Here is a 15,624-nt window from a genome sequence, read left to right on the forward strand (position 1 = left end):
ATTCCCTTTATACGCTAACCTGGATTACCGTACTGAGCCGATCGCACAGTTCCTGAATCGCCGTGTTTTTCAATCGGTAGCTTACTCGGTTCGCGATCAGCCTGCTCGTGACTTGGAACAGCGTCTCCATCTCGACCAGACCGTTCTCCCGCAGCGTCGTCCCCGTCTCGACCATATCGACGATCCGATCCGCCAAGCCGATGAGCGGCGCAAGCTCGATCGAGCCGTTCAGCTTGATGACCTCCACTTGCTCGCCCTTCTCGCGGTAATACTGGGAAGCGACGTTGGAATACTTCGTCGCGACGCGCGGATGAATGACCGGCTTCCAGTCCGGCAGTCCGATGACGGACATCCGGCACTTAGCGATGCCAAGGTCGAGCAGCTCGTAGACGTCTTTATTCTCCTCCATCAGCACGTCCTTGCCGACGATGCCGATGTCCGCGACGCCGTACTCGACATACGTCGGGACATCGACCGGTTTGGCCATGATGAACTCCATGTTCGCTTCCGGAACGGGAATAATAAGCTTGCGGGAGTCGTCGAAATCCTCCGGTATCGGTAGCCCTGCTTGGCGGAAGAGCTTGCTCGCTTGCTTATAGATCCGCCCTTTGGGCATGGCAACCTTCAAGATTCCTTCCGTCATGCTTGACCCTCCTTCCCGTTCACCAGAACCAACCGATCGTATTCGACGCCTCTAAATTCAAAGGGACGATTCGTTAAATATTCGGCGATCTCCAGCCCGACAAGGCTATCGAGTTGTTCTCCCGTTACTAACGCCGTAACGACGGTCTCTCCGCTTGTCCTGCGTATCGTCGCTTCCTTAAGCGCCTCCGCCTTATCGTCTTGCACGTAGGCGACCAACGTCCTTCTGGCATCGTCCGCCTCGTCAGGGACCACTTCCATAATCCGCGTCGTCTTGAGCGCGAAGCCCGTCGCAGGCGCAGGCCGGCCGAATTGCGCGAGCAGATTGTCGTAACGTCCTCCGCTGCACACCGGAAATCCGAGGTTGGACGCATAGCCTTCGAAAGTCATTCCCGTGTAGTAAGAGAAATCCCCGATCATCGTGAGATCGATCAGCACGTGCTCCTGCACGCCGTACGCGGAAAGATTATCCCATATTTCGCACAGGTGCCGGATCGCCGCTTGGGCGCTTGCGTTGCTGCTAAGCTCGAGCGCATGGCTGCATACCTCCTGCCCGCCGCGCAGTCGCAGGATCCCTTCCAGCTCTTCCCGAACCGAATCGCCGATCACAAGCTTGCGCAGAAAATCGCGATAGCCGACATGATCCCGCTGAAGCAAACATTCTTTGAGCGCCTCTTGCTCGCCGGAGCGGCCCGGCAACGTCTCTTCGAACAGCCCGTTCAGAAAGCCCACGTGTCCGATCGCGATCTTGAAAGCCGGAACGCCCGCAGCCTGCAGCGAGGCGATGGCCAGCGCGATCACTTCCGCATCCGCCTCGGGAGAAGCGTCTCCGACCAGTTCGACGCCGGTCTGGAAAAACTCCGCTTCCCGCCCCCCCTTATCCTCGAAAGCCCGGAATACGTTCCCGTGATAACTAAGCCTTAGCGGAAACTGCTTATCCTTCAACAGAGATCCGACGACGCGCGCGATCGGAGCCGTCATGTCCGAACGCAGCACGATCGTCGTGCCTTTCTGATTAAGCAGTTTAAATAGCTTCTGATCCGACGTTGCGCTCGCGACGCCGACCGTATCGTAATACTCGATCGTAGGCGTCATAATCTGCTCGTAGCCCCATCGCTGCATGCAGTCCAGCACGTTCCGCTCGATGCGGCGCAGCTTCGCCACGGCATGCGGCAAATAATCTTTGACGCCTGTCGGTTTCTCGAAAACTTTTGGTTTAGACACCCTGCGCACCCTCGTTTCTACGCCTTGCATTTTACTTTATTACATTAAAGCGATAACAAGTTACCATACTGCCAAAATGAAGAAGTTAGTCGTAATCTTATCATGCCTCATCTTGCGCGTCAACCCATTACGCCCTAAGCAGGCGCTCTCCCAATCAAGACAAAAACCGCTTGGTCGCCTCGCGGCGACAAGCGGTCGTTTCCTTAATGAATTTTGGCGCCGGCTACATTCTCCGCAAGATCCCGAATGATCATGAACGCCTCGCCGTTCGTCAGCTTATTCGGATCGGCGAAGTCTTTGACCGTCTGCTTCCGAATCCAACCTTGCCCGATCAGCCAATCCGATGCTTGATCCATCGATACGTCCCGATCCGAAGCGCGGGCAATGGCGTACGCGGCGTCTTCCCATCTCAGGTTAGCCGAGTCCGCATTCAACAAGGTCGCGATGTCTTGCTTCGACTGCATGGACGGATACTTCTTCTGCAGCTTGCGGTACACGTTGGCGAACCGTTTCGGATTCGACGGCTCATCAAGCGCCCAGGCCTTGTTATCGTAGCCGCCGACCGTCGCGAAGATGCTGACCGCCGCTAGCAAACCTTCGTAATTCTTATGCTTCATATACTCGGGTTTGGCGAACGGTCTCATTCTTAAGTCCATGCCTTGTTTAGTCAGACGATCGCGCAGTTCCTTCATATCCGCGCTCGAACGCGACAGCTCGCGCAGCGACTTGTTCTTGTCCTTCGCCAGCTTCGCCGCGGCGCCCGCGGCTTCGCCCGTCGCCATTCCGAGCGGAATGACGCGCGCGCTTCCGTGAGGCAGCGTATCGAAGCTTGCGGACCGTCCCACGACGAGCAACCCGTCGATGCGTTTAGGTACGAGCGTACGGAATGGAACGCCGTACTGCTCCGGAATCATTAAGATCGATCCGACCGTGACCGAACCCGGATTGCTGGTGCTGGAGCCTTGAATGTCGACCTCGTAAGAACCGTAGGCGATCGCGTCCGGGAAATCCCGGTTCTCCATCAGATCGGCGATCGTCAGCCGGTATTCCCCGACGATATGCCTCGATTCCCGCACGTACAGCTCCGATGCGACCCCTGCGTAGGTCACGTTACGGAAAGGCTTGTATTTCTTCTTCAAATAATCAACGATCAACGGCGCTTCCTTCGTGCCGATCTTGATGCCCTCTTCCAGCGACGCCGGATCCAGCGGATCGATGCCGTAAATCTGCATCGTGTTCAGCAAGATCGTATTATCGTCTTGTCGGCCGATATTCAGGCTGCGGATCCGCACGCGATCCGGATTCGATGACGGATACTCCCTCGCGTTGCTATACCCCCAGATACTCCTTGAATCGGAGCCGACTCCGGGATAGTTCCGCATGGCCTGCCATACGTCGTCCGTAACTCCGGCGATTTTGAAGACGAGGGTTACCGCAATGCGGTTGTCGGAAGGCTCGCCAAGATCTTCGCGAAGAAGCGTGAAGGGCACGCCGGCCGCAGCGGCGACATCCGCATCTTGAGTCGCGTCAATTACAGCTCCGGCGCGAACCGTAAGCGGCTTCCCGTTGTCTCTCAAGATGTTCATTCCGACGACTTTCGAACCTTCTAATACAGGCGTAACCTTCGCGTTCATCAGCAGATCGATATTTTTCTCGTCCTGCACGAGCTTCTGGAACGCGTTCGCCGCCCGGTTCACATCGAACGAGGTGCCCTCGATCATCTCGTACCATTCTTGATAGATGCCCTTATTCAACGTTTTCTCCGGGTACTTGCCCTTCACGACCGGAGACTTGTTCATGTCCAATGAGTTAAGGCCGCCAAGCGTCATCAGACCGCCAAGCCTATTCCGCTTACGCGGCTCGACAAGCAGCGTTTTCAACCCGTTGCGAGCAGCCGATACCGCCGCCGTAATTCCCTCCGGATCCGTGCCGACCACGATAACGTCGTACGTCGCGGACGGCGATCCTGCCTGGACCAATGGGACGGGCTTAATCTTAACGTCATAGGAAGCGGCGAACGGTTGCGGCATGAGCACGAAAATGACAATGGCGAGAACCAGCAGCGTTCTTGCGTATTTCAGGACTTGGATGGCGTTGGAACGCTTTTTTGATTTCATAACCCTTCTCGCTTTCTCTCTATTTCTCCCACTAATATGTCGGATTTTCATAACAGAATAACATACAACGGCTCATATTTCGAGCATTGAGCCTTTCAATCTATTTACATCTTACTAGATTTTAGATACCATTTGTGTGCTATTGACTTAGATTCATAGGGGGACGACACCGCATGTTTTGCCGACAACGACTACGCCGCCGCCTCGCTCCGTTTATTTGCGCCCTCATGTTATTAACGCTGCTTATGAATACGATCGGAACGCCTCATCTATATGCCGCATCGTATAAGGTTTCGCTGCAACCGCTTGCTCCGATTCCGTCCGTATCCAAGCCTCAAAGCGATTACGACGTGATCGTGGCGGGCACCGACCCCGAAGGCGTTACCGCCGCCGTATCCGCTGCGCGCAACGGTCTGAAGGTACTGCTGGTCGAGCCTCGGCAGAAGCGTACCATTCTCGGCGGGCTAATGACGCTAGGCTGGCTCAATTCGCTCGATAACAACAAGGCGCCCTTGATTAATTCCAAATACCCTTCGCCTTACTTGAACCAGGGCATCTTCGACGAGTGGTATCGTCTGATCGAGGGGACTTCGTTCGACGTTAACCGCGCGGCGAGCGCCTTCCAGAAACTCGTACAGAACGAGAAGAACATCGACGTGCTCATGAACGTCAAATCGCTCGAACCGATCATGTACGATCTTAAAGTCGCCGGCATGCGTATCGTGAATGCCGATAATTCTTCGTACGACGTACGAAGCGGCGCGGTTATCGACGCCACGCAGGACGCGGATATCGCCGCGCTGGCGGGTGCTCCCTTCACGATGGGACGGGAGGATATCGGCGAGCCCGAAGCCCGCATGGCCGTAACGCTCGTCATTAAGCTTGGCGGAGTCACGGACAAGGTCTGGAACGAGCTGAAGAAATATCCGGGGGTAGGCTCCGACGCCCGAAGCATATGGGGATACTCGGAAGCTAGAGAATACCCGTCCTCCAACCCGACCCGCGTCAAAATGCGCGGGCTGAACATCGGTCGCCAGGACGATAACACGATATTGATCAATTCGATGCAAATTTACGGCATTGATCCGCTCGATCCCGCTTCCGTGCGGGAAGGAATGCAGATCGGCGCCAAGGAAGCTCCGCTTATCGTCGATTATTTGAAGCAGAACTTCAAGCCGTTCGCAAGCCTGAAGTACGTCGGAGTCGCGCCCGAGCTTTACGTGCGCGAGTCCAGGCACCTGATCGGCGAGTATCGGCTTCGCATGACAGACCTGATGGAGAACCGGAACTTCTGGGACGCCATCGCTTATGGTTCCTACGAAGTCGATATTCAATCCTTGAGCGCCACCGCCGGCGGAGCGGTGATGATGCTGCCCGAACAATACGGCGTGCCTTTCCGGACGCTGGTGCCTAAGAACATCGATGGATTGCTTGTCGTCGGCAGGTCGGCCAGCTTCGATTCGCTGCCGCATGGCAGCGCGCGAGTTATTCCCTTAGGCATGGCGACGGGCCAAGCAGCGGGCGCCGCGGTTAAGCTGGCCCAAGAACGCAACATGAACTTCAGGCAGCTTTCCCGTTCTTGGAGCGCCATTACCGAGTTGCGCTCCCGCCTGACGAAGCAAGGCATGGATTTGAGAATGAGACCTTTCGCGAAGCCGGAATACGCAAGCCATCCCGACTATGCCGGATTGCTTGCCGCCACTAGTCTTTCCTTAACCGCCGGAGGCTACAAGAACGATGCTTGGAAGCTGGACGGCCCTGCCAGTTCCGTCTTGCTCCTCAATAGCGTGCACAGACTGCAGAAAATATACCCGTCGTATTTCGGTACGAATATCGACGATTTGTTGCCCCTGGACAAAGAACAACCGCCTGGCCCGCTTTCGCTGGAACAGACGGCTTATATCCTAGCCATGGCTATGGGCTTCGAGACCGCTTCCGACACCGCGCTTGCGTCATTATCGAACGGCTCATGGATCGGCGCGCATACGCTTAAGAACATCGACGATGCCAAACAGCTGACAAGAGGCGAATTGTTCACGATCATTAACGACGTGCTCGGCAACTTCGGGATTACGTTCAAGTAAGCGGAAGAGCTACCGCTCGGGTAACGACTGGGCGTACTGGTCGGACAGCTTCAGCAAGGACAGCATATATTCGTAATCGTTGCGATACTTGCTGAAGTCCGTCACCTGTTGCAACGTCTTCAGGTCGATAGCCGTGCCGTCGTCGAACCCTTTGCCCGGCACGAACAGAATATCGTTATTGAAGAATGAACCTGTAGGAAGATAATATCTCATCCCGACAACGTTATGCTCCACGTTCAGCAAGTCGTGGCCGAACGCTAAGTATCCGCGTTTCTTGATGTTAACCCCGAGCAAGTTGGCAAGCGTCGGCACGATGTCGACCTGACCGCCGACTTGCTCTTTCATTTCGCCTTTCACTCCCGGAACGCGAATAATGAGCGGAATATTGAATCGGCTTACGTGCTCGTCGTAAGTGATGCCGAGTTGCTCGCTCACCCATGCCGGATCGTTGTCCTTAGGCTGAAGGCCGAAGTGGTCCCCGTAAGCGACAAGCACCGTATCGTCCCACATGCCGTTCGCTTTCAGATTATGAATGAATTCCCCGAGGGCGTAATCGGTATAATTCAACGAGATCAAGTAGTTGCCAAGCTGCGTTCCTTCTAAGGCTTCAGGCATCTTCATTCTTTGCAAGTCCTTCGGCACCTTGAACGGATGATGACTCGAGGCGGTTACGAACTGCGCATAGAACGGCGTGTTGGCATCATGGAAGGCTTTAAGCTTCTCCAGACCGACGCGGTACAACTCCATATCGGAAGCTCCGAAGGCGTTGAACTTATCGTTGTTGAACGAAGGCCTGTCATAATATCGCGTGAACCCGAGCGCGGGATACAACTGATTCCGGTCCCAGAACGATACGTCGTTAATATGGAACGTATTCGAGACATAATCGTCTTGCGCCAGCATTCTCGGCATACTCGGAATTTCCCGGTCTCCGTACCCGGTAGACATCGCGATGACGCCTGTCGGATAGATCGATGCGTTCGACATAAACTCCGCGTCGGACGTATTGCCTTGACCGATCGTCTGGAAGAATCGAGGGAAGTACAAGCTATCGTCGATTAAGGCGTTCAGATTCGGCGTAACCGCTTGTCCGTCGACGGACAGATGAATCGCGAAGTTCTGGAATGCCTCCATTTGAATGAGGATGACGTTCTTCCCTTTCGCCGTACCGAAGAGTGCCGGAGTGTCTCCGTTCCCCTTCGTTGCACCTCCGTGGCTGGTCGCAAACGACTTCTCCAAATCTTCGTGCAGCGCGGCAATTTCGGCGAAAGCCTCTACGGAGACGGATCCGTTACGGCTTGCTTTATAGCCTGCCGTAATTTCGTAATTCAGGAAGCCGAGGCTCTCCGCCTGCACGAGCTCGTTCGGAATATCGTGATTATAACGGATGAATCCCCCTGAGATTACGGCGAACGCAACGAGAGAGATAAGAACGTTCTCCGGCCTCGCGATAGGGTGCTTCGCGAACAATCTCGTTCCCTTGACGAGGCTCCACAGCCCGACGATCGCAAGCGCGACGACGTCGACCAACAACAAATAATACGACGCTTGAATAGAAGCTTCTACGCTATCTTGTATTTGCCCGACCTGGTCGAGCCCATACAGCGCCGTATAGATCGGAACCGTCCCGTAATAGCTGAAGTAGACGGTTGCCGCGAATAACGACACCGAGACGATCGCGTTGACGATCCCGTGTCCGAGCGGTTTCCATCTAGCCGGCACCGCGAGCTCGAATACGCACAGCAGCGTTAACAATGCGGCAGCGTCCGCCAAAAGGCCGGTTAATTGAACGTTATCGAAAATAAAATGCCGGAACAGCATCATTTTGAGCATGAGCAATAGGAAAGTCAGCACGAACGGCGTACGAATAGAGTTAACCCAAATCGACTTCAATTTACTCCCACTCCTATCAATCCTTGTTGACCCCTACCATTGTAATGTTTAAGGAGTACGATCACAATGTCAATATTTAAGAGCCGCTTGTCGGCGGCTCTCTTCGGTAAACAGTCTATTCGTTGGCGTCTTTCGTACGTTCGATGACTCTGATCGGGTTCCCGCCGACGAAAGCGCCAGGCGCCACGTCTTTGTGGACGACGGAGCCCGCGGCAACGACCGCCCCGTCCCCGATCGTTACTCCCGGAAGAATCGTGACGTTCGCTCCGATCATCACTTCCGAGCCGATCTTGATATCGCCAAGACGATATTCCTTAATTAAGTATTCATGCGTAAGCAGCGTGGAGTTGTAGCCGATGATGCTATTGTCCCCGACGGATATCCGCTCCGGGAAGAACACGTCAACCATCACCATAAGCGCGAACGAAGTATGCCGCCCGACCTTCATGCCGAGGATTCGCCGATAGATCCAATTTTTCACCGGCAAGCTCGGACAATAACGCGCGATCTGGATGAAGATAAAGTTACGGACCGCCTTCAAGCGGGATACCGTTCGATAGACTTGCCAGAGCGCGTTCGGCCCTTCAACCGGATACCGCTCCACCCTTCTCAATCGCCGCCACCCGCAATCCCGCATAAGGTAAGAAGCTCGTTCATTTCGTGCAGCATATGCACAGCTCCGGATTCGTACAGCAAGTCCGCGCCCTTAAGCGACCAGGCGACGCCGACCGGCACTGCTCCCGCGGCGATCGCGGACCGGATGTCGACCGAGCTATCCCCGACCATGAACGTAGCCGAAGGCTCGACTTCGAGCGCGGCGATCGCTTTCGCTACCGGCTCCGGATGCGGCTTCGCATGCTCCACGTCGTCAAGAGCCACGAGCGTATCCACAACCTTATAGACTCCGAGCAGCTCGAGCGCGCGGATGGAGCCGGCACGCATTTTGGTCGTTACGATTCCTATCTTCAATCCTGCTTCATGCAACGTTCGCATCGTTTCCTCGACACCCGGGAATAACGACACCATCTCGTCATGCCGAAGGTGGTTGTACTCCCGATAAAGGCGAGTTAGATCCTCCACGTCCTGCCTGCCGGAAAATTGCTGTAATTGCATCGTTAAAGGCTGGCCCATGCTCGGGATAATATGCGTTCTTCCGAAGCTCTCCGGCACGATTCCTCTCAAGGCGTGAAGGAAAGATTCGATGATTAGTTCGTTCGTATCGATGATCGTCCCGTCTAGGTCAAACAGGACCGCTTCGATTTTCCGGCTTGCCGTCATTCTCCGATGTCTCCGTTTCTTCCGCTTGCGGCTCGGAATCCGAGGATTCCGCCTTTGGCTCTGCTTGTTGCGCGGGTTGTGCCTGCGAGGCGCCCGCGGTCTTCGTGCTCACGATCGGATCGACGTAGCGCTCCTTCGCCCAGCCCATCTTGCGACGTAACGCGATCAAGACGATGCCGACGATGACGATTAACAACGCGAGAAGCTGCGAGACCCGCACGTTGCCCTCTGCGGGATTCAGATAACCTTGGTCGAACAGCGCCTTCATCGGCGACCATAAGCCGTTCATCAACGACGCGAGCCAATCCGGCCCTTGGAACGCCAAGCTGTCCGTCCGCAGCGGCTCGATAAAGAATCGCCCGATAGAATACCAGATGAAGTAGCTGAAGAACAGCTCTCCCGCGCGCAGGAAACGCCGACGGCGAATGATGAACAATATCGCCAACCCGACGAAGCTCCACAACGATTCATAAAGGAACGTAGGGTGATGATAGACGCCTTGCACGTTCATCTGATCCACGATGAAAGAAGGGATATGCAGCGTGTCGCGAAGGAACGATTCCTCGACTTCCCCGCCATAGGCTTCTTGGTTCACGTAGTTGCCCCAGCGACCGATCGCTTGGCCGATCAAAAGCGACGGAGCGCAGACGTCCACGATCCGCCAGAAGGAATAACCTTTGGCCCTGATGTAGAAAAACCCGCATATTAACGCACCGATAAGCGCGCCGTATATAGCGATGCCGCCGTTCCAAATTTGGACGATTTCCCCGGGGTGCTCCGAGTAATAGTCCCACTTGAACAGAACATAATACAGGCGCGCGACGATCAAGGACGAAGGAACGCCGTACAGCATCAAGTCCAAGAAGAAATCGGGGATAATCCCGAATCGCTTGCCTTCCTGTATGGCGATTAACAACGCGGACAACGCCGCGAGTCCAAGTATAATCCCATACCAATGCACCGAAATCGGTCCGAGCTCGAACGCGATCGGATCCAGCAATAAACGAAACATAATCATCCTCCGTAGCCCGTTATTCGAATTCGTCCTCGGCAATCGCCTCGGTCAACTTGTTCGTGAATTGCAGCGCGGCGTTATAACCCATGCGCTTCAATCTATAATTCATGGCGGCCACTTCCAGGATGACGGCCAAATTTCGGCCTGGCCTTACGGGCACGGTGAGAAGCGGTACGTCGGTCTCGATGATTTTGGTCTTCTCCTCGTCCAGCCCAAGACGGTCGTATTGCTTGTCCTGCTGCCAGTTCTCCAGCTTCACGACCAAGCTGATGTTCGTCTGGTTGCGAACGGCGCCCGCGCCGAACAGCGTCATGACGTTCAGAATGCCGAGCCCGCGAATTTCGAGCAGGTGCCGAATCAAATCGGGGGCGGTTCCGAACAGTTGATTGTCCGAAGTCTGCCGGATCTCCACCGCATCGTCGGCGATTAACCGGTGTCCTCGTTTGACGAGCTCCAGCGCCGTCTCGCTTTTCCCGATTCCGCTTCCTCCGGTAATCAGCATGCCGACGCCGTACACGTCGACGAGAACTCCATGGATCGTAGCCGACGGAGCCAGCTTCTTCTCCAAGAAGTTCGTAATCCGGCTGAGCAGGATCGTCGTCGCCACGCTGCTGCGCAGCACCGGGCAATGTCGTTCGTTCGCGATCTCGATGAGCTCGTTCGGCGCATCCAAGCCGCGCGTAATAATAATGCACGGCGTCTCCTCGTGACAGAGCCGCTCCATGCGGTCGCGACGTTCCTCCGTTGTCAGCGTCTCTAAGAAAGCAAGCTCGGTTCTACCGAGAATTTGAGCCCGTTCGCCAGGGTAATAGTTGAAATAACCGGCCATCTCCAAGCCGGGACGGTTCAAGTCGTCCGTAACGATCTTCCTGCGCAGACCGTCTTCACCCGCAACGATTTCGAGGTGAAATTGCTGCACGAGTTCGGATACTCTCACTTTTTTAGCCATCGTACAGCTCCTTTTTCCAAAATTCCTCTTCCCATCGTATCGAAAATAAACCGACAACGCAACGAGAGTTTCAAGCGTAACGCAAAAAAGAAAACCGCCCGGCTAGACTGCCGAACGGTTTCCGGTTTATTGGCACATTCTTATTCGTGTTCGAGTACGTTATCTTCCGTATCTTTATCGAACACGTGAATTTTGTTCATATCGACAGCAAGCTTAACGTTCTGACCTTCGCGAAGCGCGGAGCGGCCGTCAACGCGAGCGATAATGTTGTCTTTGCCCAGGCCAGTCAGGTACAAGAGCGCCTCGTGACCAAGGTTCTCGCTAACTTCGATCGATGCGTTCACGATGCTGTTAGGGGAACCTTCGATGAACACCGGCTCATCGTGAAGATCTTCCGGACGGATGCCAAGAATGATCTCTTTGCCGATGTAGCCTTTAGCGCGAAGCGATTTCGCTTTGCCTTCAGGGATTTCAAGGTTGAAGCCCGTAGCGCGGAAACGTACGGATCCGCCTTCTTCTACGAGTTGACCGGTGATGAAGTTCATCGCAGGCGCGCCGATGAAGCCGGCAACGAACAGGTTCGTTGGATGGTTGTACAGAACGTCCGGCGTAGCCGCTTGTTGAATGTAACCGTCTTTCATAACGACGATACGGTCGCCCATCGTCATGGCTTCCGTCTGGTCATGGGTTACGTAGATGCAAGTCGTCTCGAGACGTTTCATCAATTTGGAGATGTTAGCGCGCATTTGCGTACGCAGCTTAGCATCCAAGTTGGAAAGCGGTTCGTCCATCAAGAATACTTGAGGTTCGCGAACGATTGCGCGGCCGAGAGCAACGCGCTGGCGTTGACCGCCGGACAATGCTTTAGGTTTGCGGTCGAGCAAGTGCTCGATTTCGAGCGTGCGTGCTGCTTCGCGAACGCGGCGGTCGATTTCGTCCTTGCGGAATTTACGCAGTTTCAAACCGAAAGCCATGTTCTGATACACGTTCATGTGCGGGTAAAGAGCGTAGGATTGGAATACCATCGCGATGTCGCGATCTTTCGGGGCTACGTCGTTAACGACGCGGTCGCCGATGTATAGTTTGCCTTCGGAGATTTCTTCGAGACCGGCGATCATCCGCAATGTCGTGGATTTACCGCAGCCGGAAGGACCTACGAGTACAAGGAATTCTTTGTCTTGGATATCCAAGTTGAAGTCTGTAACGGATGCTTTGTCGCTGCCTGCATATTTTTTGAACACATGCTCTAAACGTACGCCTGCCATTATATTTCCCCCTAAACTTCGTTTGAAGGTACACGTTTATATTACCTCAGACCCAAGCCAACTGACTATGCACAAAGGCTACAAAAAATTCATTTCCTTTTCGTGACTTTGTACAATAGCAATAGAATGCGTACGAGCACCGCGTCGTTAAACGACCTGACATCAAGCCCTGCTTCGTGTTTGATTTTATCTAGACGGTACAATAAAGTGTTGCGGTGGATGAACAGTTTTTTGGCCGTCTCGCTCACATTGCAGTCCATCGAGAAGAACGCGTCGAGCGTCGAGATCGTCTCCGAATCGGTGAAGAGATCCGGCCTTCCCATCATCTCTTCCACGAACCTGGACCTGACCTGCTCGGGAATTCCGCTCAGCAGCCGCTCCAGATGGACGAGCCAAGGCAAATGGACTTGCATGCCTACGTGAAATTTGCGGCCTAGAAAAATCGTTTCCCGCAACGTGCCCACGATGCGGACGACGTTCTCCGAAGGAACGATCGGCTCTCCCACCGCGATATGGCATTCGCCGCCCCACTCCCCGGTCACTAGCTGATGCAAGCCTTCGGCGAGGGAAGCGAGCACTTCCTTCGTTTCTTCGTGTCCAAGCGCCTCGTCGCCGTCGGCTTCCGCTTCCGTCAACACCCGGTCCGTGCTCAGAATCAGCCACTCATGCTCGCGAAGCGGAACAAGCAGCGTCTCATCGGATATATAAGTTCGAATCGTCTTTTCCAGCTCGTTATAATTCGGCTCTTTGTCGTCCAATTGCTCGCATAGGAGAAGGAACGGAACCATTCCATCGAAGAGCCGGTTGCGAAGCTCCATGCGATCCGGCACTTCCGCCCGCCATTCGCCCGCCGTCACGGATTGCTGGATCCATTCGCCGAGACGCCTCGCTTGGCGCTCCAGATCGGAGGATGAGGAAACCGGCTTAGCGTTATTGTGCTGCAACACGTATCCGAGCAGCCTCTCCTCTAACGGGGTCAGGCTGGCAGCCGTCTCTAACACTTGCAATTCTGTCCCGTTCACGCGGGTAATGATACGTACGCCTTGCTTGGCATGCAGCGTATCCCCGACTTCGGGATTCCGCTTGCCGCCTTCGCGCTCCCATTCCGCTGCCGTCACCGTCTTCGGCACGACCGGCGCTTCCAGCAGTTGTTCCAATTGCTGCAGTCTGGTCTTGTTCATTGCTCGTGCCCCTTGCTCAGTAAGGATGCGATCTCTGCGGTCATTGTACCATATTTGGCGCAATGGATGGCGATCCTGGACACTTATTAACGCAAGGCAAGCAGAACGACGATCGATAACAAGGACAATACGGCTGCGATTAAATAGAGGAATGAAACCGTCTGAACCTGCGTGAGTCCCCATTTCATTAAACTGTGATGAGTATGCATATTATCCGCTCTATGTAAGCCCTGGCCTTTGGTTAATCTGCGAATGAACACGATCGCCGTATCGAGAATCGGCACCCCGAGCGCTAATAAAGGAACGGACAGCGATAGGATCGTCGCCCCCTTGAGCGTTCCATCGACTGCGGTCACGGCCAGCGTATACCCTAGGAACGTCGCTCCGGCGTCGCCCATGAAAATACGCGCGGGATGAAAGTTGTACGTCAGGAACGCGAGGCATGAACCCGCGAGCGCAACGGCAACGATCGCCGTGCTCGGTTGATTCCCGATCAGCGACGCGGCGAACAGAGTCAACGACGAGATGACGCATACCCCTGAAGCGAGTCCGTCGACGCCGTCGATGAAGTTCAACATATTAATGAGAGCAAACACCCATACGACCGTGGCAATGCTGCCGATCGCCGGCGTGAATAGAATCATCGCCGCGGACGATGGAGCGGACACGCCCTGTATGACGATTCCCTGAAATACGGGAACAAGGGCCACCATGATGTAGGCGACCAATCTCGGCCATACGGGAAACTCCCGGCTTCGAGACTTGTAATAATCGTCGATCAATCCGGCGAGAACGAGGACAGTACCGCCGATCATTAGGGTACGAAACATGGATGAGTGGTCTAAAAAGAGGAGGGAAGTTCCGATAACGCCTAGGAAAATGGCTATTCCCCCTGACAGAGGGACCGGTTCGTCGTGGATTTTGCGTTTGGAAGGACGGTCTACGAAGCCGTAGCGAACGGCGAATTGCCGCACGATCGGCACGAGCACGATAACGACGGTAAAGGCGAAGAGGAGCGCGTATAGATACATCATAGCTAGAGGAGGCCTCCGATCACGACGGGATGATCTTAAGGTCTCCTTTATTTGGTTACGGCATACAAAAAAACAGACGTCTGCGCGTCTGTTTGATTTGTTCGAGTGGTGAGCCATGTAGGACTCGAACCTACGACACCCTGATTAAAAGTCAGGTGCTCTACCAACTGAGCTAATGGCTCGGATCGGGTAAAGAAATGGTGGAGGCTGATGGATTTGAACCACCGAACCCGGAGGGAACAGATTTACAGTCTGCCGCGTTTGGCCACTTCGCTAAGCCTCCACGATAAGTACCGATACCATTATACCCATTAATGATAAATCGGATTAAACGAATGGTGGCTCGAGACGGAATCGAACCGCCGACACGAGGATTTTCAGTCCTCTGCTCTACCAGCTGAGCTATCGAGCCTTACGAATAATGAATGGCGGAGCCGACGGGATTCGAACCCGCGGTCTCCTGCGTGACAGGCAGGCATGTTAGGCCACTACACCACGGCTCCGCGATATGGTGGAGGCTGAGGGGATCGAACCCCCGACCCTCTGCTTGTAAGGCAGATGCTCTCCCAGCTGAGCTAAGCCTCCGTGGGATATTGAGTTGAGTAAGAATGGTAGCGGCGAAGGGACTCGAACCCCCGACCCTCCGGGTATGAACCGAATGCTCTAGCCAGCTGAGCTACACCGCCACACGATTATCTCAAGGCTTGCGCCTTGAAAACTGGATGCGAAACAAAGCGTTTGGTGAAAGTTTGAAACATCTTGGCCATCCATTGTCATTAGGATAAGCCCTCGACCGATTAGTACTCGTCAGCTCCACACGTTGCCGCGCTTCCACCCCGAGCCTATCAACCTCGTGTTCTTCAAGGGGTCTTACGAATTGGGAAATCTCATCTTGAGGCAGGCTTCGCGCTTAGATGCTTTCAGCGCTTATCCCTTCCGCAC

12 protein-coding genes, 6 tRNA genes and 1 other annotated feature are annotated in these 15,624 nt (G+C 54.6%); of the genes, 1 reads left to right on the plus strand and 17 read right to left on the minus strand.

Annotation, left to right across the window (positions count from 1 at the left end; genetic code table 11):
- Positions 1 to 7: 7 nt before the first annotated feature.
- The 3 genes from hisG to COHPA_RS0111670 all read right to left on the minus strand — a co-directional run bounded on the left by hisG (position 8) and on the right by COHPA_RS0111670 (position 3,983).
- Entirely contained in the window at positions 8 to 643 is a 636-nt protein-coding gene (gene hisG / locus COHPA_RS0111660) for an ATP phosphoribosyltransferase (RefSeq protein WP_027086349.1), read from the minus strand.
- Entirely contained in the window at positions 640 to 1,866 is a 1,227-nt protein-coding gene (locus COHPA_RS0111665; protein WP_027086350.1) for an ATP phosphoribosyltransferase regulatory subunit, read from the minus strand. Before COHPA_RS0111665 ends, hisG begins: the two co-directional genes overlap by 4 nt.
- 203 nt (positions 1,867 to 2,069) lie before the next feature.
- On the minus strand, positions 2,070 to 3,983 hold the full coding sequence (locus tag COHPA_RS0111670; protein WP_027086351.1) for an FAD-dependent oxidoreductase: 1,914 nt from the start codon (positions 3,981 to 3,983) through the stop codon (positions 2,070 to 2,072).
- A 173-nt stretch (positions 3,984 to 4,156) separates the two neighbouring features.
- Here COHPA_RS0111670 and COHPA_RS0111675 point away from each other — a divergent pair, with 173 nt between their 5' ends.
- Positions 4,157 to 6,067 (plus strand): FAD-dependent oxidoreductase, encoded by a 1,911-nt coding sequence (locus COHPA_RS0111675; protein WP_027086352.1) that lies wholly within the window; start codon positions 4,157 to 4,159, stop codon positions 6,065 to 6,067.
- A gap of 9 nt (positions 6,068 to 6,076) precedes the next feature.
- Here COHPA_RS0111675 and COHPA_RS0111680 read toward each other — a convergent pair whose 3' ends face one another.
- The 14 genes from COHPA_RS0111680 to COHPA_RS0111745 form a co-directional block, all read right to left on the minus strand.
- A complete protein-coding gene (locus tag COHPA_RS0111680; RefSeq protein WP_027086353.1) occupies positions 6,077 to 7,960 on the minus strand; it encodes a sulfatase-like hydrolase/transferase in 1,884 nt (627 codons plus the stop codon).
- 115 nt (positions 7,961 to 8,075) lie between these two features.
- Positions 8,076 to 8,573 (minus strand): acyltransferase, encoded by a 498-nt coding sequence (locus COHPA_RS0111685; protein ID WP_027086354.1) that lies wholly within the window; start codon positions 8,571 to 8,573, stop codon positions 8,076 to 8,078.
- Positions 8,570 to 9,238, minus strand: a complete 669-nt coding sequence (gene ppaX / locus COHPA_RS0111690) for a pyrophosphatase PpaX (protein ID WP_027086355.1) — start codon at positions 9,236 to 9,238, stop codon at positions 8,570 to 8,572. Before ppaX ends, COHPA_RS0111685 begins: the two co-directional genes overlap by 4 nt.
- Positions 9,201 to 10,256, minus strand: coding sequence for a prolipoprotein diacylglyceryl transferase (gene lgt, locus COHPA_RS0111695; protein ID WP_425393681.1), 1,056 nt, complete (start codon positions 10,254 to 10,256; stop codon positions 9,201 to 9,203). The genes ppaX and lgt overlap by 38 nt, the downstream gene beginning before the upstream one ends.
- 13 nt (positions 10,257 to 10,269) lie before the next feature.
- Positions 10,270 to 11,202 (minus strand): HPr(Ser) kinase/phosphatase, encoded by a 933-nt coding sequence (hprK, locus tag COHPA_RS0111700; protein ID WP_027086357.1) that lies wholly within the window; start codon positions 11,200 to 11,202, stop codon positions 10,270 to 10,272.
- 140 nt (positions 11,203 to 11,342) lie between these two features.
- The gene (locus tag COHPA_RS0111705) at positions 11,343 to 12,467 is read right to left on the minus strand and encodes an ABC transporter ATP-binding protein (protein WP_027086358.1); all 1,125 of its coding nucleotides are present in this window, start codon (positions 12,465 to 12,467) and stop codon (positions 11,343 to 11,345) included.
- An 89-nt stretch (positions 12,468 to 12,556) separates the two neighbouring features.
- A complete protein-coding gene (locus COHPA_RS0111710; RefSeq protein WP_027086359.1) occupies positions 12,557 to 13,648 on the minus strand; it encodes a PucR family transcriptional regulator in 1,092 nt (363 codons plus the stop codon).
- Positions 13,649 to 13,734: 86 nt separating this feature from the next.
- Positions 13,735 to 14,682 carry an MraY family glycosyltransferase gene (locus COHPA_RS0111715; RefSeq protein WP_027086360.1) on the minus strand — a complete coding sequence of 316 codons (948 nt, stop codon included), beginning with the start codon at positions 14,680 to 14,682 and terminating at the stop codon, positions 13,735 to 13,737.
- 106 nt (positions 14,683 to 14,788) lie between these two features.
- Positions 14,789 to 14,864, minus strand: a tRNA-Lys gene (locus COHPA_RS0111720).
- A 16-nt stretch (positions 14,865 to 14,880) separates the two neighbouring features.
- Positions 14,881 to 14,965 (minus strand) — tRNA-Tyr (locus COHPA_RS0111725).
- A 53-nt stretch (positions 14,966 to 15,018) separates the two neighbouring features.
- A tRNA-Phe gene (locus COHPA_RS0111730) sits at positions 15,019 to 15,094 on the minus strand.
- A 14-nt stretch (positions 15,095 to 15,108) separates the two neighbouring features.
- A tRNA-Asp gene (locus COHPA_RS0111735) sits at positions 15,109 to 15,185 on the minus strand.
- A 6-nt stretch (positions 15,186 to 15,191) separates the two neighbouring features.
- Positions 15,192 to 15,267: transfer RNA gene (locus COHPA_RS0111740), tRNA-Val, on the minus strand.
- A gap of 24 nt (positions 15,268 to 15,291) precedes the next feature.
- A tRNA-Met gene (locus COHPA_RS0111745) sits at positions 15,292 to 15,368 on the minus strand.
- Positions 15,369 to 15,471: 103 nt separating this feature from the next.
- Positions 15,472 to 15,555, minus strand: a sequence feature (23S ribosomal RNA rRNA prediction is too short).
- Between the last annotated feature and the right edge of the window lie 69 nt (positions 15,556 to 15,624).

The organism is Cohnella panacarvi Gsoil 349, assembly GCF_000515335.1.
Classification (GTDB): Bacteria; Bacillota; Bacilli; order Paenibacillales; family Paenibacillaceae; genus Cohnella; species Cohnella panacarvi.